Source organism: Roseateles depolymerans (assembly GCF_003387155.1).
GTDB lineage: Bacteria > Pseudomonadota > Gammaproteobacteria > Burkholderiales > Burkholderiaceae_C > Roseateles > Roseateles depolymerans.
Window position 1 is genome coordinate 1,271,874 of sequence record NZ_QUMT01000001.1, and the last position, 22,968, is coordinate 1,294,841.

At 65.1% G+C, this 22,968-nt stretch carries 18 protein-coding genes and 1 pseudogene; 15 read left to right on the forward strand and 4 right to left on the reverse strand.

Annotation, left to right across the window (positions count from 1 at the left end):
• Positions 1-15 precede the first annotated feature (15 nt).
• Positions 16-537, forward strand: coding sequence for a 6,7-dimethyl-8-ribityllumazine synthase (locus DES44_RS05635; RefSeq protein ID WP_083525717.1), 522 nt, complete (start codon positions 16-18; stop codon positions 535-537).
• 61 nt (positions 538-598) lie between these two features.
• Here the strand turns inward: DES44_RS05635 and DES44_RS05640 are convergent, their stop codons facing one another.
• A complete protein-coding gene (locus tag DES44_RS05640; RefSeq protein WP_058937501.1) occupies positions 599-1,162 on the reverse strand; it encodes an ester cyclase in 564 nt (187 codons plus the stop codon).
• Positions 1,163-1,265: 103 nt separating this feature from the next.
• Between DES44_RS05640 and DES44_RS05645 the strand changes: the two genes are divergently transcribed.
• A complete protein-coding gene (locus DES44_RS05645) occupies positions 1,266-2,177 on the forward strand; it encodes a LysR family transcriptional regulator (RefSeq protein ID WP_058935843.1) in 912 nt (303 codons plus the stop codon).
• A gap of 78 nt (positions 2,178-2,255) precedes the next feature.
• On the opposite strand, the gene DES44_RS05650 is transcribed toward DES44_RS05645, so the two are convergent.
• Positions 2,256-3,578: a DUF72 domain-containing protein gene (locus DES44_RS05650; protein ID WP_310732333.1), complete on the reverse strand. Its 1,323-nt coding sequence runs from the start codon at positions 3,576-3,578 to the stop codon at positions 2,256-2,258.
• A gap of 67 nt (positions 3,579-3,645) precedes the next feature.
• On the opposite strand from DES44_RS05650, the pseudogene tadA reads away from it, so the two are divergent.
• The 13 genes and pseudogenes from tadA to DES44_RS05715 all read left to right on the forward strand — a co-directional run.
• Positions 3,646-4,179, forward strand: a pseudogene (gene tadA, locus DES44_RS05655) (tRNA adenosine(34) deaminase TadA); the annotation flags it as partial.
• Positions 4,180-4,433: 254 nt separating this feature from the next.
• Entirely contained in the window at positions 4,434-5,435 is a 1,002-nt protein-coding gene (locus DES44_RS05660; RefSeq protein ID WP_058935842.1) for an LD-carboxypeptidase, read from the forward strand.
• A 394-nt stretch (positions 5,436-5,829) separates the two neighbouring features.
• Positions 5,830-8,034 (forward strand): ABC transporter substrate-binding protein, encoded by a 2,205-nt coding sequence (locus DES44_RS05665; RefSeq protein WP_232309806.1) that lies wholly within the window; start codon positions 5,830-5,832, stop codon positions 8,032-8,034.
• Positions 8,034-9,017: an ABC transporter permease gene (locus DES44_RS05670; protein ID WP_058935840.1), complete on the forward strand. Its 984-nt coding sequence runs from the start codon at positions 8,034-8,036 to the stop codon at positions 9,015-9,017. Before DES44_RS05665 ends, DES44_RS05670 begins: the two co-directional genes overlap by 1 nt.
• Before the next feature lie 14 nt (positions 9,018-9,031).
• On the forward strand, positions 9,032-10,528 hold the full coding sequence (locus tag DES44_RS05675) for an ABC transporter permease (protein WP_058935839.1): 1,497 nt from the start codon (positions 9,032-9,034) through the stop codon (positions 10,526-10,528).
• Between the two features lie 8 nt (positions 10,529-10,536).
• On the forward strand, positions 10,537-12,495 hold the full coding sequence (locus DES44_RS05680; protein ID WP_058935838.1) for an ABC transporter ATP-binding protein: 1,959 nt from the start codon (positions 10,537-10,539) through the stop codon (positions 12,493-12,495).
• Between the two features lie 652 nt (positions 12,496-13,147).
• The gene (locus tag DES44_RS05685) at positions 13,148-15,829 is read left to right on the forward strand and encodes a TonB-dependent receptor (RefSeq protein ID WP_058935837.1); all 2,682 of its coding nucleotides are present in this window, start codon (positions 13,148-13,150) and stop codon (positions 15,827-15,829) included.
• Between the two features lie 114 nt (positions 15,830-15,943).
• Entirely contained in the window at positions 15,944-16,663 is a 720-nt protein-coding gene (locus DES44_RS05690) for a 2OG-Fe(II) oxygenase (protein ID WP_170156606.1), read from the forward strand.
• Positions 16,664-17,351: 688 nt separating this feature from the next.
• Complete coding sequence (locus DES44_RS05695; RefSeq protein WP_058935835.1) at positions 17,352-17,996, forward strand: hypothetical protein; 645 nt, start codon at positions 17,352-17,354, stop codon at positions 17,994-17,996.
• Positions 17,997-18,100: 104 nt separating this feature from the next.
• Positions 18,101-18,967 carry a MotA/TolQ/ExbB proton channel family protein gene (locus DES44_RS05700; RefSeq protein WP_058935834.1) on the forward strand — a complete coding sequence of 289 codons (867 nt, stop codon included), beginning with the start codon at positions 18,101-18,103 and terminating at the stop codon, positions 18,965-18,967.
• A 24-nt stretch (positions 18,968-18,991) separates the two neighbouring features.
• Entirely contained in the window at positions 18,992-19,420 is a 429-nt protein-coding gene (locus DES44_RS05705) for an ExbD/TolR family protein (RefSeq protein ID WP_058935833.1), read from the forward strand.
• Positions 19,421-19,432: 12 nt separating this feature from the next.
• The gene (locus DES44_RS05710; RefSeq protein ID WP_198164800.1) at positions 19,433-19,864 is read left to right on the forward strand and encodes an ExbD/TolR family protein; all 432 of its coding nucleotides are present in this window, start codon (positions 19,433-19,435) and stop codon (positions 19,862-19,864) included.
• A gap of 78 nt (positions 19,865-19,942) precedes the next feature.
• On the forward strand, positions 19,943-21,193 hold the full coding sequence (locus DES44_RS05715; RefSeq protein ID WP_058935831.1) for a hypothetical protein: 1,251 nt from the start codon (positions 19,943-19,945) through the stop codon (positions 21,191-21,193).
• 135 nt (positions 21,194-21,328) lie between these two features.
• Here the strand turns inward: DES44_RS05715 and DES44_RS05720 are convergent, their stop codons facing one another.
• Positions 21,329-22,087 carry a 3-hydroxyacyl-CoA dehydrogenase gene (locus DES44_RS05720; protein WP_058935830.1) on the reverse strand — a complete coding sequence of 253 codons (759 nt, stop codon included), beginning with the start codon at positions 22,085-22,087 and terminating at the stop codon, positions 21,329-21,331.
• A gap of 117 nt (positions 22,088-22,204) precedes the next feature.
• Positions 22,205-22,864 (reverse strand): adenylate kinase, encoded by a 660-nt coding sequence (gene adk, locus DES44_RS05725; protein ID WP_058935829.1) that lies wholly within the window; start codon positions 22,862-22,864, stop codon positions 22,205-22,207.
• Between the last annotated feature and the right edge of the window lie 104 nt (positions 22,865-22,968).

A 22,968-nucleotide genomic window follows, 5' to 3' on the forward strand; every position in this document is an offset into this window, starting at 1 on the left:
ATTCCGGAGCAACACATGAATCAGTCTTCTGTCACGACCTTTCAACAAGGTCTCTCCTCGCTGCAACAGCGCGCCAAGGACGGCCCCAGCGCCTGGCGAATTGCATTCATCCAATCGAGTTGGCATGCCGATGTCATTGCATCGGCGCGTCAGGCATTCCAGGATGAAATGTCCAACATCGGTCTATCGCCTCACGGGGTGGAAGTTTTTGATGTCCCAGGTGCGTTCGAGATCCCGATGCTGGCCAAACATCTGGCCCTGACCGGTCGGTACGACGCCATCGTCGCCTGCGGCTTTGTGGTGGATGGGGGCATTTATCGGCACGACTTTGTCGCCCATGCAGTCATCAATGCCCTGATGCAGGTGCAACTGGACGTCGGCATTCCGGTGCTGTCGTGCGTGCTGACGCCGCATCACTTCCACGAACATGAGCGACATCGCGACTTTTTCCTTGACCACTTCGTGGAAAAAGGCATCGAAGTGGCCAAGGCTTGCGCGCAGACATTGCGCCTGTACAGGGGCTTGGCTCCGAACTGATGCCGTGATCCGGCATTGACCGCGAGTCGCCCCGGCCCGAAGCAGGGACGGGGCGACTTCATTATTGGGAGACAAGCCCGGCCTGCTGCAGCAGGCTCAGGTTGTCTTCCAAATGCCAGTTCTCCACGATGCGCCCGTTCTTCACCCGGTAGATGTCGGTGGCGATGAACTGAATGGGCTGGCCTTGGCCCTGTCGCCCCATCAAGGTCCCGGTGAAATGGCCGCTGAAACGCAGGTGGCTCACCACGCGATCTCCGGCGACGATCATCTGCGTCACCTCGCAGCGCAGGTCCGGCACCGCCGAGCGGAACGCTGTTGAGGCCGCCAGTACGCCAGGCAGACCTGGCAAGCGACCCGCGGGTGGGGTTCGATCCACAAAGTCCGGGTCCAGCGCCTGCCGGGCGAACTCGGCATCCCCGGTATTCCAGAAGGAAGCGTAGCGCCGGGCTGCGAGGATCTGAGCATCTCTCTGGGAGACCGGCAAGCTCTTGTCCACGGCCAGTGAACCGGCTGCGATCAGATCAAGATCCGCGGCTTGCACACGCGCTGACGTGCCCAGCGCCAGGATCAGGAAGAATGACAGCAGGGCGGTGATCGGGAATGAACGGTGAGCGGGAACTCGCATGGTGATGTCCTTGGCGATGTGAGAGGTCACCATGCTCAAGGGTTCGCCTCCAATGAAACAGTCCGCCCCACTGAATGGATCTTTTCCTTTTGTTCAAAGAACGATGATCAGCAACCTTGCGAGTCTGCGCACCTTCGTGCGGGTGGTCGCCACGGGCAGCCTGTCTGCGGCGGCCCGGGACATGGACCTTTCCACCGCCATGGTCAGCAAGCGAATGACCCAGCTGGAGAAGGAACTGGGCATTCGCCTGCTGCAACGGACCACCCGAAAACAGGCGCTCACCGAAGAGGGCCAGCTGTTTCATGCGCAAGCGCTGCGGGTGCTGGCCGCCGTGGAGGATGCGGAAGCAGTGGTCGCAGGCCGGTCCCAGGCCATGGAGGGCACCGTGCGGATGAGTGCACCGGGGGAATTCGGTCGGCAATGGCTGGTGCCGGCGGTGGCGGCCTTCCAAAAGCAGCATCCCAAGATCCGGGTCCATCTGGAGCTGTCCGATGCGGTGGTGGACTTGGTGGAGGCCAACATCGATCTGGCGGTGCGTTTCGGAGCGCTGAGCGATTCAACGCTGATTGCCCGACCACTGGCCCCGAATGTCCGAGTGCTGTGTGCCTCGCCGGCTTACCTGCGTCGATGGGGCCGGCCGCAGCATCCCAGGGACCTGGCCAATCACGCCTGCATCCTGATCGGGCATCACAGCCGCGCCGTGTGGGCATTCGACGACGAGGCAGGCACGTCGGTGCAGGTCACGGGCAGCGTAGTCACCAATGACGGCAGTGCGGCCCACCAATTGGCCCTGGAAGGCGTGGGCATTGCCCGCAAGTCGATCTGGGACGTGGGCGACGATCTGGCGCTGGGCCGGCTCAAGCGGGTGCTGCCCGATTTCGCCATGTCGGCCGCGCCGCTGAATGCGCTGTATCCGTCCGGTCGGCAACTGGCCCCTCGCGTTCGGGCTTTGGTGGATTTCCTCGGCGCTCGGCTCACCAAAGCGTGGCGCTGGGACGGGCTTGTGGCTCGCTGAAACCCCGTCTGCTTCCTCCCGCCGGCCATTTTTTTTCCAATGACCACACAAATGTTCCTGATTTAGGAACATAGAGCCTTACCCACCCCGCACAATCTCCTCCACCAACGCCCGCGCCGTCAGCGGTGCCGAGCCTTCCGCGTGGTTGGACATCGTCACCAGCACCTCGTGGCCGGCCGCTGCCGTGGCCCGCATCACCTTCGCCAGGACCGTGCGGGTGCCCGGATCCGGATCGACCATCTGGTCGTAGCGTCCATACAGCCGCTGGGCGTCCTCATACCCATAGGGCCCATGCTTGCGGTGCAGGTTCCACCGGGCCACCAGCGGCCCTGGCCACATCGCCCGCAGCAGCGGCAACTGCTCCTGGATGGGCGGCAGCTTGGGATGCAGTCCCAGGCAGTACACGGCGTCAGTGTCCTTGAGCAGCGCTACCAGGTCCGGGCAGAGCCACTCCGGATCCCGCACTTCCACCGCCAGCACTGCGCCCGGCGGTCGGTCTGCCGCCCGTGGCAGGGCGCGTAGCATCTGCCACAGCCGATCCATCTGTTCGGACATGCGGGCCAGTTGATCCAGGGGCAGGGGGCTCAGCTGGAACACCAGCGCCCCGGTTTTGTCTCCGAGCCCCTCGAAGGCCGGCGCCACAAAGCTGTTCAACGCCAGCGTGGGGTCCAGGAAGGCCTCATTGCTCTGCCGGCCGCGCCCATCTTCCGCCCGCACCAGCGCGTCGGTCACCGCACTCGGCGCCTTGACCATGAAGCGGAAATCCTCGGGCACAAGCTGAGCGTAGCGCTCAAACTGACTCGCCGTCAGCGACTGGTAGAAGCCCCGGTCGATGCCTACCGCGCGCAGCAGCGGGTGCTGCGCATACGCGGCCAGCCCCTGCCGGGACAGCACCGATTCGCTGTGCTCGCCCGCCCAGACGAGCCCCTGCCAGCCCGGGTAGCTCCAGGACGACGTGCCCAGGCGAATGCGAGGCGACAAGGCCGCTGCCAGGGCAAGGTCCGACTCCAGGGGCGGCGCGGCCTGAACGCCTCCTGCGCGTCGGCGCTTGCCGGGCGCATTGCCGCTGGCTGGAACCTGTGAGTCCATCTCGGCTTCCGCGGCTTCCGCGCCTTTCGCACCTTCCGGCTCCTGTCCAAGCTTCCGACGTGGCCGACGCTCCTCGGCCACCACCGGCATGCCAAACAGGTCGACTTGTTCTGCGGACGCGGGCAGGTCTGACGCCGCGGGCAGTGTCGCGGTGGAGGCGGGCGCGCTGGTGGACAGCGCGCTGTCAGAGGACGGGGTTGCAGACGTCGCGCCGGCAGACGGAGCCGTCACCAAGGGCGCACCGGCGGCGGGCGCGGCGATCGCATCCGCCAACGCCTGCGAGTCCTTCAATACAGTCGGATCCGAGCTCATGGCCCGGCAGCATAGCGCCACGGGCTACACTGCCGCGCGAACACGCACCATGACCGACTCCCATTCGATGCCCACGCCCGGCGCCCCTGCTGCTGCCCCTGCCGCCGCCCCGGTCAACCCTGCCGACGAGCACGCCATGCGCCTGGCCCTGGACCAGGCCCAGAACGCCTGGCTGGTCGGCGAGGTCCCGGTGGGCGCGGTGATCATGCGCGCCGGCCAGATCATCGCCACCGGCTACAACCGGCCCATCACCACCCACGACCCCACCGCGCATGCCGAGATCGTGGCGCTGCGTCATGCCGCGCAGTTGCTGGGCAACTACCGGCTGCCGGAGTGCGAGCTCTTCGTCACGCTGGAGCCCTGCGCCATGTGCGCCATGGCCATGATGCATGCCCGCATCAAGCGGGTGGTGTTTGCCGCCCACGATCCGAAGACCGGAGTGGCCGGATCGGTGCTCGACCTCTTCGCGCAGAAACAGCTCAACCACCACACCGCGCTGGTGGGCGGCGTGCTGGCGGAGCCGTCGTCGCAACTGCTGCGTCAGTTCTTCGCTGAGCGCCGTGAAGCGGCCCGCCAGCGCCGCGACGCGTTGCGATCTGCGGAGCGTTCGGATCCACTCGCCGCCTTTCGAAGTGCAGGCAGTGCAGGCAGTGCAGGCAGTGCTGGCAGTGCAGGCAGTGCAGGCGTCGTTGGCACTGCTGACATCGCTGGCTTTGCGAATGCGGCGCTCCCCGACGCGGAACGCGCGCTCAACGTCGCCCCCCCAGCAGCGGCGCCTGACCCTCACATCCCCGTCGGCGAGGCGGAGTACCTCCCCGTCGACACCCCCGATCCGCCCCCAACCGACCCCCAGCCATGAGCGACCTGATTCTCTACACCCCCTCCGGCGTTCTGGCCTCGACCCCACCGCTGCGCCGCGCCGCCAAGCGCCTGGGCGCGCTCGGGTTCAACGTAAGCATCGATGAAGCGGCCACCGCCAAGCATCAACGCTTCGCCGGTGACGACGAGACGCGCCTGGCGGCGCTGCATCGCGTGGCCAAGGCCGCGCCCGATGTGGCCCTGGCCACCCGCGGCGGTTATGGCCTGACTCGACTGCTCGACCAACTGAACTGGAAGCAGCTGGGTCGCAGCGTCGAAAAGGGCACGCGCTGGGTCGGCCTGAGCGACCTGACCGCCTTGCACCTGGGCCTGCTGGCTCACACCCAGCAGGTCAGCTGGGCGGGTCCTCTGGCGTGCGACGACTTCGGCCGCACCGAGGAAGAGGGCGGTGTGGACGACATCACCCGCGACTGCTTCCTGGAAGCCATGGACGGCTCGCTGGAAGCCGTGGGCTTCCGCACCGAAGCCGGCTTCGACGGCCTGGGGGTGCGCGGCACGCTGTGGGGCGGCAACCTGGCCGTGCTGTGCTCGCTGCTGGGCACGCCGCATTTCCCGCGCATCAAGGGCGGGCTGCTGTTTCTGGAGGATGTGAACGAGCATCCCTACCGCGTCGAACGCATGCTGCTGCAGTTGCAGCAGGCCGGTGTGCTGGACGCCCAGAAGGCGGTGATCCTGGGCCAGTTCACCGGATGGAAGAAGTCCCCGCTGGACCGTGGCTACAGCCTCAAGACCTGCGTCGAGGCGCTGCGCGCGCGCTGCAAGGTGCCGGTGCTGACCGGCCTGCCGTTCGGCCACGTGCCCACCAAGGTCTGCCTGCCGGTGGGCGCCAAGACCGAGCTGCTCGTTGAAGGCCGCGACGTATTCGTGGCCTGGGGCCATGTGGGCCACGGCCACGACCATCCGCACCACGAGCATGACGATCAGCACGGGCACGACCACGATCAGCATGACCACGGCCATCACGACCACAAGCACTGACGCGAACGCTGCGAGGGGCTGATGCGCAGTTCGCACTGATAGGCGCAGCCCGATCGGTGCGACCCAGCCCCCCCACCGCTGCACACCGCTGCCCAGCCAAGGGGCCACGATGCCCCCGTCGCCATCGGTGTTCGCCCGAAGCTGTCGCAAACCTGTTAGTCACACCTCTCCCCGGCGTTTGCATCGCAAGCCTCACGTATGATTTGGCAAGGGAGCCTTCGCGCCGTGCTGCGTCCTTGCAGACGCACCGCGCAGGCGGCCTGGAAACAATCTGGCAATGCCGCGTCCAAAGGATGCGGCTTTGTGTTTTGAGGGGTGACGAATGTCGTCGGGACGGTGGAGTGAGGGAGACGGCGGGCTGCACAGCCTGGCCCGGCGGATGTGGGCCCTTTGCATGGCCGTCCTGTTCATCGGGCTTCTCAGCGCCTGCAACAACAGCCCCTACTGGGCCGGTGCCGGCAAGGAGAACACGCTCTTCATCTCCTTCGACGAGCGCTCGCCGCGTTATCTGGACCCGACGTCCTCCTACACCTCGCCCGAGGGCGTCTACGTCTACCAGATTACCGAGCCGCTCTACGGCTATCACTACCTCAAGCGTCCTTATCAGCTGATCCCCCGCGCCGCGGCGGAGGTGATCAAGCCCTACTACCTGGATGCGCAGGGCCAGCGCCTGCCCGAGGATGCGCCGGCGGAGAAGATCGCGCTGAGCGTGTACGACGTGCCCATCCGCCCCGGCGTGATGTTCGCCCCCAGCCCCGCCTTCGCCAAGGATCCGCAGGGGCAGTACTACTATCACCACCTCACCAAGGCCCAGCTCGGCGACAAGCGCTCGCCCTGGCAGTTCGAGCATCAAGGCACCCGCGAGCTGGTGGCAGACGACTTTGTCTACGCCCTCAAGCGCCACGCCACGCCACGCACCGAAGCCCCCATCTACGGTCTGTTCTCCGAGCGTGTGCTGGGCCTGAAGGAATACGGCGCGCTGATCCGCGAGGAAAACGCCAAGCTGTTGAAGGGCCTGCCCGAGAACACCAAGGACAAGCCCTTCCTCGATTTCCGCAAATGGCCGCTGCCGGGCGCGGAAGCGGTGAATCCGCATCTGCTGCGCATCCGCATCAAGGGCAAGTACCCGCAGTGGTCCTACTGGATGGCCACGACCTTCCTGTCGCCCATTCCCTGGGAAGTGGACGCCTTCTACGCCCAGCCCGGCATGGCCGAGCACGGCATTTCCTGGAACCAATGGCCCGTGGGCACCGGGCCTTACATGATGACGGAGTACGAGCAGGACCGTCGCCATGTGATGTCCCGCAACCCCAACTACCACCTGGACACCTACCCCTGCGACGGCAGCGAGGAAGACCGCGCCGCCGGCCTGCTGGCCGACTGCGGCAAGCGTCTGCCTTTCATCGACAAGATCGTGGCCACGCTGGTCAAGGAGCGGGTGCCGCGCAAGGAGCTGTTCAAGCAGGGCTATCTGGACGTGCCGGACCTGGAGCGCGGCGACTGGGGCGTGGAGTTCCTGGCCGACCAGAGCGACTCCGACGAGGTGGCGGACTTCTTCCATCAGCGCGGCTTCCGCTTCCCGCGCGACACCGACCCCAACAGTTGGTACCTGGGCTTCAACTGGCTGGATCCGGTGGTGGGCAACGGCAGCACGCCGCAGCAGCATGAACGCAACCGCAAGCTGCGCCAGGCTTTGTCCATTGCCATCGACTGGGAAGAGGGCTACGGCCAGATCTTCAAGAACCGCGGGGGCGTCGCTGGTTTCGGGCCGGTGCCGCCCGGCGTGTTCGGCTCGCGCGATGCGGAGCCCGGTTACTTCAACCCGGTGACGCACAAGCTGGTGAACGGCAAGGTGGTGCGCCGCTCCATCGAGGAAGCGCGCCAGTTGATGGTGGAGGCCGGGTATCCCGACGGGCGTGACGCCACCACCGGCCGCCCGTTGGTGCTGAACTACGACTTCATGCGCACGGTCACGCCGGAAGTGAAGGCCGAGAACGACTGGATGGTGAAGCAGTTCGCCAAGCTGGGCGTGCAGCTGGATGTGCGGGCGACCGACTACAACCAGTTCCAGGAAAAGCTGCGCCAGGGCAAGCACCAGATCTACTGGTGGGGCTGGTTTGCCGACTACCCGGACGCGGAGAACTTCCTCTTCCTGCTCTACGGCCCCAACAGCAAGTCCAAGCACGAGGGCGAGAACTCCAGCAACTATCAGAACGACGAGTACGACCAGCTCTTCCAGACCATGCAGACGCTGGATGACGGCCCGGAAAAGCGCCGCGTCGTCGCCCGCATGCTGGAGATCGTCCAGAAGGACGCGCCCTGGGCCTGGGGCTACTGGCCCTTCACCGGCCAGGCCTTCCAGCACTGGATCTACAACGGCAAGCCCAGCATCGTGGTGCGGGACCCGGTGCGTTTCTACCGCCTGGATGCCGCCGAGCGCGCGAGCAAGCAGGCCGAGTGGAACCGTCCGGTCTGGTGGCCGCTGCTGGTGTTGGTGCTGGGCGCCGTTGCCATCGTGTGGGCCACCCGTCGCAGCTTCATGGCCCGTGAGACCGCCACTGCGCGCGGCCAGGCCACCGCCCCCGGAGGGGCTGACTGATGTTCAAGATCATTGCAAGGCGGCTGGGTTACGGGCTGGCCATTCTCATCGGGGTCAACCTGCTGACCTTCCTGCTGTTCTTCACCGTCAACACGCCGGACGACATGGCGCGGCTGAACATCGGCGGCAAGCGTGTGTCGCAGGAGCAGATCGACAAGTGGAAAGCCGAACGCGGCTATGACAAGCCGCTGTACTGGGACGACAGCCAGCAGGGCAGTGCCCGCGTCACCCATACCGTGTTCTGGGAGCGTTCGGTCTCGCTGATGCTGCTGGACTTCGGCCGCTCCGACGCGCGTCAGGCCGTGGACATCGGCCACGAGATCAAGAAGCGCATGGGGGTGAGCCTGCAGCTGGCCGTTCCGCTGTTTGTGCTGCAGCTGATCATCAGCGTGGCCTTCGCGCTGCTGCTGACCTTCTTCCGCAACTCCCGCATCGACTTCTGGGGCGTGGTGCTGTGCGTGCTGATGCTGTCCATCTCCAGCCTGTTCTACATCATCGTCGGCCAGTTCTTCTTCTCCCGCATCCTGCGCCTGGTGCCCATCAACGGCTATGCCGCAGGCCTGGACGCGGTCCGCTTCCTGGCGCTGCCCGTCGTGCTGTCGCTGCTGTCGCGGCTGGGCGGTGAGGCGCGGCTGTACCGCGCCATGCTGCTGGAGGAGGTGGGCAAGGACTATGTGCGCACCGCACGGGCCAAGGGCCTGTCCGAGCCGGTCGTGCTGCGCCGCCATGTGCTGCGCAATGCGCTGATCCCCATCATCACCAGCGCCGGCGCCTACCTGCCGTATGTCTTCCTGGGCAGCCTGGTGTTTGAGAGCTTCTTCGGCATTCCGGGCCTGGGCGCGTTTGTGATCGACGCCATCACCGGCCAGGACTTCGCCATCGTGCGCACGATGGTGTTCCTGGGCGCCGTTCTGTATATCGCCAGCAATGCGCTGATCGACGTGGTCTACACCTGGGTCGATCCGCGGGTGCGGCTGAGCTGAGTCTGGAGGACGTCATGGGATTCAAGATCGTCGTCCTGTGGACCGATGTGGCGCTGTGGCTGATGCTGGCCGCGCTGGTGGCCTATGTGCTGCGCCTGGTGCGTCGCCCGCATCTGCGCAGCAACTGGCAGCGGGTGCTGCGCGACCCGGTGGCGCTGAGCGCTGGTGTGGTGCTGCTGCTGTTCATCACCGTCACGGCGCTGGACAGCCTGCATTTCCGGCGAGCGCTGTCGGACAGCCCCTCCGGCGAGCAGTTCTACGAAACCCGCACCCGCTCGGTGCTGGACGTGCTGCTGGCGCAGCAGCTGGAGATGCGAGAGACCAGTTACTCCGCGCCCCTGGCCTACGCCGGTTTCAACAAGGATGCGGTGGCGCACGGCGAGGAGATCGTGCGGGAGTTTCCGCGCCTGGCCTATGGCGGGGCCCATCTGAAGGACCCCGCCACGGAATGGGCCGGCGACGTGACCCGTCGGACCTTGACGGGCCTGGGCGCCGGTGCGCTGCTGAGCCTGCTGCTGGCGGCCGGCATGGGCGCCGTGCTGGCCCGCGGCCACGGCGGCTGGCGTGCCGCCATGGGCGACCTGCTGGCCGACCGGACCGACTACCCCTGGCGCGCGGCGCTGGCCACGCTCACCGTCGTGCTGCTGCTGGCCGGACCGGTGGTGGCCTTGATGGACCACTATCACGTCTTCGGCACCGACCAGACCGGCAACGACGTGCTCTACCAGGCACTCAAGAGCATCCGCACGGCTTTCGTGATCGGGGCCCTGTCCACGCTGGCGACGCTGCCCTTTGCACTGGTGCTGGGCATTCTGGCCGGCTACTTCAAGGGCTGGGTGGACGAGGTCATCCAGTACTTCTACACCGTGCTCACCTCGGTGCCGAACGTGCTGCTGATTGCCGCCTGCGTGCTGATGGTGCAGGTGTGGCTGGACAAGCATCCGGAGGTGTTCCAGACGGGTGCGGAACGCTCCGACCTGAAGATCTTCCTGCTGTGCGTGATTCTGGGCGTGACCGGCTGGGCGACGCTGTGCCGCCTGGTGCGCGGCGAGACGCTGAAGCTGCGGGAATCGGACTTCGTGCAGGCCGCCACCGCGTTCGGCGTGTCCGACACCCGCATCATGATCCGGCACATCGTGCCCAACGTGATGCATCTGGTGCTGATCAGCCTGGTGCTCAATTTCTCCGACCTGATCCTGTATGAGGCGGTGCTGACCTATGTGGGCGTCGGGGTGGACCCGACGATGAACAGCTTCGGCGGCATGATCAACTTGGCCCGCTCGGAGATGAGCCGGGACCCGGTGGTCTGGTGGAGCTTCGTGGCCGCCTTTGGGTTCATGGTGAGCCTGGTGCTGGCCGCCAACCTGTTCGCCGACGGCGTGCGGGACGCCTTCGACCCCCGCTCACGCAAGCTGCGTCCGCAATGGCTGGCCCTCAAGGCGCGTCGTGCGCTGGCCCAGAAGACCGCCGATGAGGCGCAGCGCGCCGCGTCCTCCCAGCCGCATGCCTGAGGTGCCCCATGCTGAAGATTGAAGACATCAAGGTGCATCTGGATGCCGAGGCCGGACTGGTCCGCGCCATCGACGGCATGCGCCTGACCCTGTCCCGTGGCGAGACCTTCGCGCTGGTGGGCGAATCCGGCTGCGGCAAGAGCATGACGGCGCTGGCGCTGATGCGGCTGCTGCCGGAAAACGGCCGCATCGCCGGTGGACGCCTGGACCTGGATGGCCAGGACCTGTTCGACCTGAGCGAGGCCCGCATGCGCGACGTGCGCGGCGGGCGCATCGGCATGATCTTCCAGGAGCCGGGCACCAGCCTGAATCCGGTGATGAAGGTCGGGGACCAGATCGTCGAGGCGATCGAGGCTCACACGCCCTTGCGCGGCGCGGCTGCGCGGGCCAAGGCGGTGGACTGGCTGCGCCGGGTCGGCATTCCGGAGCCGGAGCGCCGCATCGACGACTATCCCTTCCGCATGTCCGGAGGCCAGAAGCAGCGCGTGATGATCGCGATGACGCTGGCCGCCGAGCCGCACTATCTGATCGCCGACGAGCCGACCACCGCGCTGGACGTGACCATCCAGGCGCAGATCCTGGACCTGCTCAAGGACCTGCAGCGCGAGCGCGGGCTGGGCCTGCTGCTGATCACCCACGATCTGGGCGTGGTCTCGGGCATGGCCCATCAGGTGGCGCTGATGTATGCCGGACAGATCGTGGAGGTGGCGCCGGCGCAGGATTTCTTCGCCGCGCCGCGCCACCCCTATGCCCGGCTGCTGCTCAAGGCGCTGCCGGATGCAGATCGGCGCGGGGAGCCGCTGGCGGCCATCCCTGGTACGGTGCCGCCGCTGTGGCAAGACTTCGACGGGTGCCGTTTCGCGCCGCGTTGTGACCGGGTGATGGTGCATTGCGGATCGACTTGCCCGTCGCTGGCGGCGGTGCCGGATCGTCCGGCGGGACATGAGGTGCGGTGCCTGCTGTATACCGATCCGCGGGAGGCGTTGCCGCGCGCGGCGCCGCAGGTCGCGGCCGTTGGGGCAACCGGTCCTGCGCCCTCGGCCGCCCAGCGCCCCCTGCTGCTGGAGGTCAAGGACCTGAAGGTCCGCTATCCGCTGTCACGCGGCTTCCTGGGCGGCAGCAAGAAGTGGTTCGATGCGGTGGGCGGTGTGTCCTGGTCGATTGAGGCCGGCCGCACGCTGGCGCTCGTCGGCGAATCGGGTTGCGGCAAGACCACCACTGGCAAAGCGATCGTCCAGTTGCTGCGGCGAGTGGCCACGATCGAAGGTCAGGCCTGGCTGCATCCGGCCGTCACCCCATCCTCCACGGGAAAGGTGGCAACGACGGCGGGCCCGCACGCCGGCATCGGGCCGGGCGCGCAGCCGGTGGGGCAGGGCGGGGCACCGCAGGATCTTTTCGCCCTGGACGGCGAGGCGCTGCGCGAGGCACGGCGCCAGGTGCAGATCATCTTCCAGGACCCCTTCGCGTCGCTGAATCCGCGCCTGCGGGTGCAGGAGGTGCTGGAGGAAGGGCTGCTGGCCCTGCGTCCGGAGCTCGACGCCGCCGCCCGTCAGGCGCTGCTGCATGACCTGGTGGACCAGGTGGGCTTGCGCCGTGATGCACTGGGCCGGTTCCCGCATGAGTTCTCCGGGGGGCAGCGCCAGCGCATCGCGATTGCACGCGCCCTGGCCGTGGAGCCCCGGCTGATCGTCTGCGACGAGCCGACGTCCGCGCTGGATGTGTCGGTGCAGGCGCAGATTCTGAACCTGCTCCGGGAGTTGCAGCGGGAGAGGGGCCTGTCGTTCCTGTTCATCACCCACAACATCGGCGTCGTGGAATACATCGCCGATGACGTGGCCGTGATGCAGGCGGGCCGCATCGTGGAGGCGGGCAGCTGTGCCCAGGTGCTGGGGGAACCCACGCAGGCCTACACCCGTACCCTGCTGGCCGCCGTGCCTCGGGTGGTGCAGCGACCAGCAGCCGCCTGACCCATCGCGCGCCCTTGAAAAGAAGCCTCGCGGCATACCCGCGAGGCTTTTTCTTTTTGAGTATGTCGATATTCGAATATCGAGCCAGAGATATTCGCGCATGTCTGCGCGTGAAGCGCTGACACATATCAGGCCGACAAAATCCGGCTGACTGCGAAACATACTAGGCCACCGGTCATTTCCTCACTGACATCTTTCTGCACGAGTCCCCGTGGGGGTATTCGCTGCGAAAGATGGCCGTTTCCGCCCGCTCTGGTGCACGAAGCTTGTGCAGATCGCCCAAAGACAGGGCATTTCCCTGCTCCATTGTGGGGAATCAAGGGGCGATATCCGCGCGCTCAACTTCAAATTGCCGCTTAAACGAAAAGAAACGCACAGTCTTTCGCGCAGGTCTTGTTGTTCGTGCGAACTACGGCGTCGCATCAGAGCAACGGAAAACACCATTCGCACACTCGTACTTACCCGAAGAAAACCGTGACTTGAGGCACTTCCGGCCCCGCTCTAGGGGTTCACCTGAGGAGGCTTCACCAACGAGAAAAGACACTGCAACAACCTAAATCTGAGACGGATGCTCAGGCACAGGTCTGACCTTTATCGAGGTCTGCCGCGTGTTCACAACACGTCACGAGTGTTTCTGGAAAAGGAGTTTCCAATGTTCAAACGCAAGAGCGTCAATCTTGCCGCCCTGCTGGCCCTGGGCATCGCGCTGCCCGCGGTCGCCCAACAGCAGCTCGACAAGGTCGAAATCACGGGTTCGTCGATCAAGCGGATCGATGCTGAAACCGCGCTGCCGGTCAGCGTCATCACCCGGGACAACATCGACAAGAGCGGTGTGTCCAACGTCCAGGAGCTGGTGGACCGCCTGAGCTACAACAACGGCGGCGGCATCTCGCTGGGCCAGTCCATCGGCGACTCCTCGGCCACCGGTCAGACCGGCGCCTCGCTGCGCGGTCTGGGTCGCTCGCGCACCCTGGTGCTGCTCAACGGCCGTCGTCTGCCGATCTACCCGTTCAGCGGCCAGGGCGTGGACCTGAACTCGGTGCCCCTGGCGGCCATCGAGCGCATCGAAGTGCTGCGTGACGGCGCTTCGGCCACCTACGGCTCCGACGCCATCGGCGGCGTGATCAACTTCATCACCCGCAAGGACTGGCAAGGCGGCGAAATCAGCGCCAGCATGGAAATCCCGCACGGCGTGGGCGACGTGGCATCCTTCGCAGGCGGCTTCGGCGTGGGCGACCTGTCCAAGCAGAAGTTCAACATCCTGGGCACCTTCAACTACCAGAAGTACGACCCGATCCGCGCCAAGGACCGTGGCTTCGCCAGCACCGGCAATCGGCCGGACCTGGGCATCGTGAAGGACTCGGGCAACACCTTCCCGGCCAACGCGTCGATCCCCAATGCCGCCGGCAACATCTATGTGCCGGGCGCCGCCAACTATCCGCTGTGCAATGCACCGGACAGCTTCAAGGGTTCGGCCAACTGCCGGTATGACTACACCCACTACATCGACCTGATCCCCGAGCAAGAGCGTTATGGCGCGCTGCTCAAGGGCACCCTGGCCGCCGACGACAACAACACGCTGTTCGCCGAACTGGCCTACAGCCGCAACGAAATCACCCTGGGCTCGTCGCAGACGCCCTCGACCACCACCGGCAAGCCCGCCTACCGTTATCCGGGCGGCGGCAAGTGGTACCCGACCGCCGCCGTGGACGCGGTGCAGCCGGGCTATCGCGGCGACCTGATCATCAACTGGCGTATCGTGGACGGCGGTCAGCGCCGTGACAAGGTCACCAACGAAGTGCTGCGCACCGTGGTGGGCGCCGAAGGCACGCTGGGCGGCTTCGACTACAAGACCGCTTTCACCTATGCTGAAGGCAAGGCGCGTGACGACTTCGTCAGCGGCATCTATTCGGACACCCGCCTGGTCAGCGCCCTCAAGACGGGCCTGATCAACCCGTTCGGCCCCAACGACGCGGCCGGCCTGGCGGCGCTGAAGTCGGCTGAACTGTCGGGCAACAACCGCAAGTCCAAGACCAGCAACACCGGCGTGGACTTCACGCTGTCGCGCGAGCTGTTCAACATTGGCGCTGGCAACGTGGGTGCTGCGGTCGGTGCTGAATTCCGCAAGGAAAAGTACAACGACGGCTACTCGGACATCGCAGGCTCCGGCGACATCGTCGGCGGCTCCGGCAATGCCGGCAAGGTCACCGGCCAACGGGACATCAGCGGCGTCTTCGGCGAATTCAACTTCCCGCTGCTCAAGACCCTGGAGCTGAACGCTGCGGTGCGTTATGACCGCTACAGCGGCACCAAGGGCGAGTCGCGCGACGGTTCCTTCAGCTCGCCGTCGGTCTCGGCCACGAGCCCGAAGGTGGCCCTGCGCTTCACCCCGATGCCCGGTCTGCTGCTGCGCGCGTCCTACGGCAAGGGCTTCCGTGCCCCGGCCCTGGACAACATGTACGCACCGTCCGCCGGCACCAACACCGGCAGCAACTACACCGACCCGTTCTATGACGCGCTGGTGGGCTGCGCCAAGTCGCCGAACACGGACCACTGCGACACGCAGCTGACCGCCGTGAACAACAGCAACCCCAACCTGAAGCCCGAGAAATCGAAGTCCTTCAACCTGGGTCTGGTGTTCGAGATGATCAAGGACACCACGATGGAGGTGAACTACTTTGACATCAAGATCACGAACGGCATCCGCGCGCTGACCGGTGACGACATCCTGAAGGACTGGTTCGCCAAGAAGACAGGCCCGACCACCAGCAGCTCGGTGTACGCCAACCGCCTGGTCATCGACCCGGCCACCGGCTACCTGAACTACGTGAATGCCTCCCAGGAAAACGTGGGCCAGGCCCGTGTCGCCGGCTTCGACCTGAACGCCAAGACCCGCGTGCGCTCTGAGTGGGGTACCTTCACGCCGGGTTGGGAAGGCACCGTGCTGACCAAGAGCACCGAAACCAACATCGTGACCAACGAGGAAGTGGACAACCTCGGCAAGTACGCGGTGGGTGGCCCGGTGATCAAGTTCAAGCAGACCTTCACGCTGGACTGGGACAAGGGCAACTGGGGCCTGGGCCTGCGCTACTACCGCCAGAACTCCTACACGGACTATGGTGATGAGCGCACCGTCAAGGCCTACGACCTGGTCGACTTCCAGGCGCTGTACCGCGGCATCAAGAACATGACGTTCACCGTGGGTCTGCGCAACCTGTTCGACAAGAAGCCCCCGGTCACCGTGCAGGAAGACTACTTCCAGGTCGGTTTCGACCCGACCTACGCCGATGTGAAGGGTCGCACCTTCTATCTGCGTGGCAAGTACGCCTTCTAAAGCGGCGTTGGGTCCGGCCTGAACTGCTCAGGCCGGGTCTGACATCAGGGCAGGCCCTCCGGGGCCTGCCCTTGTTTTATGCGTATGCTGAGACCTCTCTCGGTGGGATGCGCCATGAACTATTTGAATTCCGATCTGGACCTGGAGGCTCTGGGCCAGACGCTGCGCACGACGGGTCGTGTGCAGATCCGCAATTTCTTCTCGAAGGAAGTGGCTGACGCCCTGGACCAGGCGCTTCAGCGCATCGACTGGCAACTGGTCTATCGCGACCTCAACGGCGACCGCCGCCTGACTGGCGAGCAACTGCGCGCCCTGACCCCCGAACAGCGCTGGCAACTGACCGAGGGCATCCATTCGGTGGCGCGCGAAGGCTTCCAGTTTTCGTTCTTCTCGGACTCCCTGGTGGAGGCGCTGCAGGAGGGCCGCACGGACCTGCTCGCGCGCTTCATGCGCTACATGGCCGAGGAGGACTTTCTCTCGGTGATGCGACGCCTGAGCGGCGACGACGCCATCAAGGGCGTGTATGCGCAGGCGACGCTGTACTCACGCGGCAACTTCCTGACGGCGCATGACGACCATGTCGAGCGCGAGGACCGTCGCCTGGCCTATGTCATCAACCTGACACGGCGGTGGAGCCCGGACTGGGGCGGATTGCTGCACTTCACCGGCGAAGATGGTTCGGTGCTGGACACCTTCTATCCCCACTTCAATTCACTGTCTCTCTTCACCGTCCCGCAGTCACATTTCGTGTCTTATGTGCCGCCGTACGCTATGGGGGAGAGGCAGGCCATCACAGGGTGGTTGATCGCTGCGCGGGAGCGCGGATTGCCATGAGCCACCCGGGTTGTGAGACGTTTGGAGACTACGGAGAAACGCGATAGTGGCACGAGCGATTTTTCGCTAAATTGACGCCGGTGCAGCGATGGACGGCATGCGCACGCATCACGGCTCTGGTCGCGGTGCAGGTGCGAAAATTGCGTCTTCGTTTGGGATGGTCGGGTGTTCAGGGGGCTTGAAAAAGCCTCTGCATCGGGAAAGCACTGAGTCGGTGCAGACCCGTGCCGAGCACCATACCAGTAAGATACCAGGTGATCCGGCAAGACTGTGAACGGCCTTGACTGACGCGTCCAATTGTTGGGGCAAACCCCATGCAAGAGCGCAAGTCCAAGTCGTTTATGATCAGCGTCGCGCAAGGTAGTCGATGATGTAGTTTTGCTACATCGTCAGACCGGTCCTTGAGACGCCCGCGGCCACAAGCCGACGGGCATTTTTGTTGAGTCGGGTTCGTATCGTGCCCAGGGTTTCGGTTCTTCGTGTTGTGTCCATCCTGCATATGGCGGGGCGGCGATCTTCGGCACTGACGGCCGATGCACCACCGTTTCCTGCCGTCCGCACAGCCGGCAAGACAGGCGCTGCTGACCCCGAGGGCTGCGGCGCGAACGCCTGATCAGCCTGGCTGTGTTGAGTCGAACTCCCCTTTAGTCTCGATGAAAGAAATTCGCAGTTTGATGAAGGAGCGCGCATGAACTTTGCGCAGGATAAAGGCGGGTCGTCGCGCCTGACGGGCTTTGGCCTCGTCGTACTGGTGCACGTCCTGATCATCGGCGCCCTGGCCAGCGGTCTCGCGACCAAAGTCAAGGAAGCCATCAAGGGCCCCATCGATGTGAAGGTCGTCGAGGAAAAGGTCAAGCCGCCGCCTCCGCCCGAGAAGGTGGTGCCGCCTCCCCCCGATATCAAGGCCCCGCCGCCCCCATTCGTGCCGCCGCCTGAAGTGGTGGTGACCGCGCCGCCGCCGGTGAATACGCCTGCTCCGCAGGTGTCCACCACGCCGCCACCGGTGACCGACTTCAAGCCGACGCCGCCCCCGGCCGCTCCGGCACCCCCGGCACCGCCGGTCACAGGTCCGCGCAAGGCCATCGGCAACTGCACCAAGATGGGCAAGCCCGAAATGCCGGCCCTGAACTGGTCCGGTCAGGCTTCCTACAAGGCCACGTTCAACGTCAAGAACGGCCGTGTGGTGGATGTGCAATTCACGACCCTGCGTGGCGCCAACGACCGCAAGGCCGAACGTGCCATGAAGAATGCAATCCAGGCCGCGCTGACGGAAACCTATGAATGCCCGGGAGACATGCTCCTCGAGCAGGAATTCGTCTTCAGCATGGATTGAGGCGCCGGACCTCCGCCGGCCCATCGATCGAACACCGGGGCGCCTGACGCGCCCCGACTCTCTCTCAACCTGAGTTCAAGACTTTTTGCGTAGGAGCTAACTCCATGATCTCTCGTCTGTCTGCCTTGTTTGCGGCTGTTGCTTGCGCCGCGACCCTGGCCGTGTCCCCCCTGGCCGCTCAAGCGCAGGACGCCGCCTCCGCAGCTGCTTCCGGCGCCGAAATGACCGCCGCTCCTGCCGCTGACACCGCTGCTCCGGCCGCTGCTCCTGAAGCTGCAGCCCCCGCCCCTCACACCGAGAAGGTGGACAATCCCTACAGCCTGGGCAACATCGTCGCCCACGGCAACATCGTGGACCAGATCGTTCTGGGCATCCTGTTCATCATGTCGCTGGGTTCGTGGTACATCCTGTTCACGAAGCTGTGGGACACCTCCAAGATCGCTCGCGAAGCCAAGGAAGTCCGCGCCACCTTCTTCAAGAAGGCCTCGCTGGCTGAAGGCATCAAGGGCCTGAGCGAAACCGGCGCCTTCCGCTACATCGCCCAAACCGGCGTGGAAGCTTCGGATCATCACGAAGGTGCCCTGACCGAAAACATCGACCACAACACCTGGGTGACGATGAACATCGACCGCGCTGTCGGCGAAGTGAACTCGCGCCTGCAAGGCGGCCTGGGCTTCCTGGCGACCGTCGGCTCGACCTCGCCCTTCATCGGCCTGTTCGGTACCGTGTGGGGTATTCTGCAAGCGCTGACCCAGATCGGCGTGGCTGGCCAGGCTTCGATCGACAAGGTCGCCGGCCCCGTGGGCGCCGCCCTGATCATGACCGCCATCGGTCTGGGCGTGGCTGTTCCGGCCGTGCTGGGCTATAACTGGCTGGTCAACCGCAACAAGTCGGTGATGGGTCAAGTGCGTGCCTTCGCTGCCGACCTGCACGGCGTCCTGATGGGCAGCCGCAAGGTCGCTGGCCGTTAATACTCGAAGTCCCGGAGACTCAATATGGGGATGAACGTAGGTTCGTCCGGTGGCGATGACGAGGTGGTCTCCACCATCAACACCACGCCCCTCGTGGACGTGATGCTGGTGTTGTTGATCATCTTCCTGATCACCGTTCCCGTGGTGACGCAATCGGTGGGGGTGACCCTGCCGAAAGAGACGAATGCCGTCCGCGTCACGAAGCCGGAGAACATCGAAATTGCGGTGACCAAGGAAGGCGACATCTACTGGGGCGTGCAACTGGTGCCGGATACCGAGACACTGGTCAATCGTCTGAAGAAGGTGGCGGTTCTGAATCCTCAACCGGAAGTCCACATCCGTGGCGACGAGAAATCGCGCTACGAGAACGTGGGCAAGGTGATGTTTGCGTGTCAACGCGCCGGCATCATGTCCATCAAGTTTGTCACCGAGCCCCCGGCTCGTGGCGGTTGAAGGAGCTGAACAATGGGTATGAATGTTGGAAGCTCCAGCGGTAGCGACGAACCAGAAACCATGCTGGACGTCAACACGACGCCGCTGATCGACGTGATGCTGGTGCTGCTGGTGATGCTGATCATCACCATCCCGATCCAGCTGCACTCGGTCAACCTGGACATGCCTCCGCCCAACAACAACACGCCGCCGAATGAGCCGATCGTCCACGAAGTGGCGATCGACTTTGACGGCACGGTGCTGTGGGACGGTGTTGCACTGCCCAGCCATGCGGCGCTGGAATCCAAGCTGTCTGAAGTGGTGGCGATCCCGGACCAGCCGGAAGTGCACATCAAGCCGAACAAGCTGGCCGAATACGGCTATGTGGCAACGGTGATGGCCTCTGCGCAGCGTCTGGGCGTCAAGAAGATGGCCATGGTCGGGAACGAACAGTTCATCAACTGATGACGGCCTGATTTGGTGTTAGAACAGAACGCGCTGCCCGCGAGGGTGGCGCGTTTTTCTTCGTAGGAGAGCAAGCGAATGAAACTGAAACTGCTGGCCACCGCCGCCGTGGGTGCCGCGGCCCTGATGCTGGGTCAAACGCCCGAGGGCACGATCGGTGTGATGTCCCAGGCGGCTGCCCAGGTGCGCCCCGACGTGGGCAAGCACCTGAAGGCCGCCTCCGATCTGCTCAAGGCAGGCAAGGCGGTCGAGGCCATGGCCAAGATCCGCGAAGCCGAAGCCGTTCCTGGCCGCAATGCCGACGAGAATGCCGCGCTGGAAGGCCTGCGCATTTCCGCAGCTTCCCGCACCGGTGACGCCGACGCCATGGTCAAGGGCTTCGACGCCCTGAATGCCGCTGGCCGTCTGCCGGCCGCGCAGAAGCTGCCGATGATGGAAGCCATCGCTGGCACCTACCTGCGTGCGGGCAACACCGCCAAGGCGCTGGACTGGGCGAACAAGTACTTCGCCGCCGGTGGCACCAGTGCCGCCGTCAAGCAGATCCAGGCCAGCGCCCAGATGAAGTCGGGCGATGTGGGTCCGATGCTCAAGGATGCGCTGGCCGAGATCGCCGCTGACGAAAAGGCCGGTCGTGCACCGTCCCAGCAGGCGCTGAACACCGCGCAATGGGCTGCGAACAAGAAGGGTGACACCGCCACTGAAACGCAGATCATCCAGAAGCAGCTGAACTACTACCCGACCAAGCAGCTGTGGGCCGCTGTCCTGGGCAATCTGCAGAGCAAGAAGGGCTTCAACGCTTCGCGCTATCAGACCGACGTGCTGCGCCTGCGTCTGGCCACCGACAACATGACCGGTGCCAATGACTACATGGAACTGGCCCAGCTGGCCGGTGCTGCAGGCTTCCCGGAAGAGGGCAAGAAGGCGCTGGAAAAGGGCTTTGCCGCAGGCGTGCTGAAGCCGACGGATGACAACGGTCGTCCCAAGCGTCTGGCCGACCTGCTGGACAAGCGCGTGGCGGATGCCGTGGCGGCCCAGGCCACCAATGAGCAGTCGGCCCGTGCGGACCGCGCCGGTGACGATCTGGTGAAGCTGGGTCTGGCCCAGGTGCAGCGCGGCCAGAAGGCCGCCGGCCTGAAGCTGGTGGACGAAGGCATGGCCAAGGGCAACTTCAAGCGCCCGGACGATGCCAAGCTCTATCAGGGTCTGGCGCAGTACCTGGCCGGTGAGACGGCCAAGGCGCAAGCCACGTGGCGCACCGTCAAGGGCACCGATGGCTCGGGCGACCTGGCGGGCCTGTGGCTGGTCGTGTCGCGTTCCGGCAAGAAGTGACGCGGTGACGGGGCGGAGGAGCTGCCGGGCGTGAGTCGGCTGCTCTTTCCCCATCCGCTCAGGCCGTCATGGCCAAAAGAAACCCCCTGGCCTTGGGCGCAGGGGGTTTTTTCTTGGGCGCTGCGTGCCCAGACTTCAGCGGGGTGCCAGACGAATCGCGCCATCCAGACGGATCACCTCGCCATTGAGCATGTCATTGGTGATGATCTGGTGCACCAGCTTGGCATAGTCTTCCGGACGGCCCAGGCGGGACGGGAAGGGCACGCTTGCGGCCAGTGCGTCCTGCACCTCCTGCGGCATGCCGAACAGCATCGGCGTGCCGAAGATGCCGGGGGCGATGGTCATGTTGCGGATGCCGTTGCGGGCCAGGTCGCGGGCGATCGGCAGGGTCATGCCCACCACACCACCCTTGGAGGCCGCATAGGCCGCCTGGCCGATCTGGCCGTCATACGCGGCCACCGAGGCCGTCGAGATCATCACGCCGCGCTCGCCGGTGGCTTCCGGCTCGTTCTTGCACATGGCGTCCGCCGCCAGGCGGATCATGTTGAAGCTGCCGATCAGGTTGACCTGGATGACCTTGGAGAACGCCGCCAGCGAATGCGCGCCGTCCTTGCCCACCGTCTTGGCGGCGGGTGCAATGCCGGCGCAGTTGACAAGGCCCATCAGCTTGCCGCGACCCACCGCAGCGGCCACCACGGCCTGCGCGTCGGCTTCCTGACTCACGTCGCACTTGACGAACAGGCCGCCCAGCTCGCGGGCCAGCGCCTCGCCGCGCTCGACCTGCAGGTCGGCAATCACCACCTGGCCGCCTTCACGCGCCAGCAGGCGGGCCGTGCCTTCACCCAGGCCCGAAGCGCCGCCGGTGACGATGAAAACTTTGTTGGCGATGTCCATGCTTGTCTCCTTCTGACTTCCGTTGACGTTAACGTCAATTGTTGTGCGTAAAAAAGGCGACCGGAAGAGGCCGCCTGTGTCAGCGCGCCCGCCCAAGGGCCCGATGCGCGGGACGGATCAGGCCGGGGCCAGCGCAGCCAGCGCGCGGCTGGTGATCTCGTCCACCGAGCCGATGCCTTCGATGCGGCGGTACTGCGGCGCCTGCGCATCACCGCTGGCGGCCCAGCGGGAGTAGTAATCCACCAACGGGCGGGTCTGCGACTGATAGACCTCCAGGCGCTTCTTGACGGTTTCTTCCTTGTCGTCGTCGCGCTGGATCAGGTCTTCACCGGTCACGTCGTCCTTGCCATCGGCCTTGGGCGGGTTGAACTTGAGGTGATAGCTGCGGCCCGAAGCCGGATGCACGCGGCGACCGCTGATGCGCTCGATGATGGCTTCGTCCGGCACGGCGATTTCCAGCACGAAGTCCAGCTTCACGCCGGCCGCCTTCATGGCGTCGGCTTGCGGGATGGTGCGGGGGAAACCGTCGAACAGAAAGCCCTTGGCGCAGTCCGCCTGAGTGATGCGTTCCTTGACCAAACCGATGATGATGTCGTCGCTGACGAGACCGCCGGCGTCCATCACCTTCTTGGCTGCGAGGCCCAGTTCAGTCCCGGCCTTCACCGCCGCACGCAGCATGTCGCCGGTGGAGATTTGGGGGATGCCGAACTTTTGGCAGATGAAGGCTGCCTGGGTGCCTTTGCCGGCGCCAGGGGCGCCCAGAAGAATCAGTCGCATGGGTCTCCTCGATACAGGGAAGAAGGCGCGTCACGGCGCAGGCAGACCTGCCAGCAGCCGTGAAGGCGCCCTCGAAAACTGCGGGCGAGGATAGCATGCGCTGG

Bases quoted from the DNA above. Each gene is read 5' to 3' on its own strand.
- DES44_RS05720 (WP_058935830.1), bottom strand. From the start codon at position 22,087: ATGGACATCGCCAACAAAGTTTTCATCGTCACCGGCGGCGCTTCGGGC.
- adk (WP_058935829.1), bottom strand. From the start codon at position 22,864: ATGCGACTGATTCTTCTGGGCGCCCCTGGCGCCGGCAAAGGCACCCAG.
- DES44_RS05710 (WP_198164800.1), top strand. From the start codon at position 19,433: ATGGGTATGAATGTTGGAAGCTCCAGCGGTAGCGACGAACCAGAAACC.
- DES44_RS05715 (WP_058935831.1), top strand. From the start codon at position 19,943: ATGAAACTGAAACTGCTGGCCACCGCCGCCGTGGGTGCCGCGGCCCTG.
- DES44_RS05675 (WP_058935839.1), top strand. From the start codon at position 9,032: ATGGGATTCAAGATCGTCGTCCTGTGGACCGATGTGGCGCTGTGGCTG.
- DES44_RS05685 (WP_058935837.1), top strand. From the start codon at position 13,148: ATGTTCAAACGCAAGAGCGTCAATCTTGCCGCCCTGCTGGCCCTGGGC.
- DES44_RS05680 (WP_058935838.1), top strand. From the start codon at position 10,537: ATGCTGAAGATTGAAGACATCAAGGTGCATCTGGATGCCGAGGCCGGA.
- DES44_RS05695 (WP_058935835.1), top strand. From the start codon at position 17,352: ATGAACTTTGCGCAGGATAAAGGCGGGTCGTCGCGCCTGACGGGCTTT.
- DES44_RS05645 (WP_058935843.1), top strand. From the start codon at position 1,266: ATGATCAGCAACCTTGCGAGTCTGCGCACCTTCGTGCGGGTGGTCGCC.
- DES44_RS05650 (WP_310732333.1), bottom strand. From the start codon at position 3,578: ATGAGCTCGGATCCGACTGTATTGAAGGACTCGCAGGCGTTGGCGGAT.
- DES44_RS05700 (WP_058935834.1), top strand. From the start codon at position 18,101: ATGATCTCTCGTCTGTCTGCCTTGTTTGCGGCTGTTGCTTGCGCCGCG.
- DES44_RS05705 (WP_058935833.1), top strand. From the start codon at position 18,992: ATGGGGATGAACGTAGGTTCGTCCGGTGGCGATGACGAGGTGGTCTCC.
- DES44_RS05640 (WP_058937501.1), bottom strand. From the start codon at position 1,162: ATGCGAGTTCCCGCTCACCGTTCATTCCCGATCACCGCCCTGCTGTCA.
- DES44_RS05670 (WP_058935840.1), top strand. From the start codon at position 8,034: ATGTTCAAGATCATTGCAAGGCGGCTGGGTTACGGGCTGGCCATTCTC.
- DES44_RS05690 (WP_170156606.1), top strand. From the start codon at position 15,944: ATGAACTATTTGAATTCCGATCTGGACCTGGAGGCTCTGGGCCAGACG.
- DES44_RS05635 (WP_083525717.1), top strand. From the start codon at position 16: ATGAATCAGTCTTCTGTCACGACCTTTCAACAAGGTCTCTCCTCGCTG.
- DES44_RS05660 (WP_058935842.1), top strand. From the start codon at position 4,434: ATGAGCGACCTGATTCTCTACACCCCCTCCGGCGTTCTGGCCTCGACC.
- DES44_RS05665 (WP_232309806.1), top strand. From the start codon at position 5,830: ATGGCCGTCCTGTTCATCGGGCTTCTCAGCGCCTGCAACAACAGCCCC.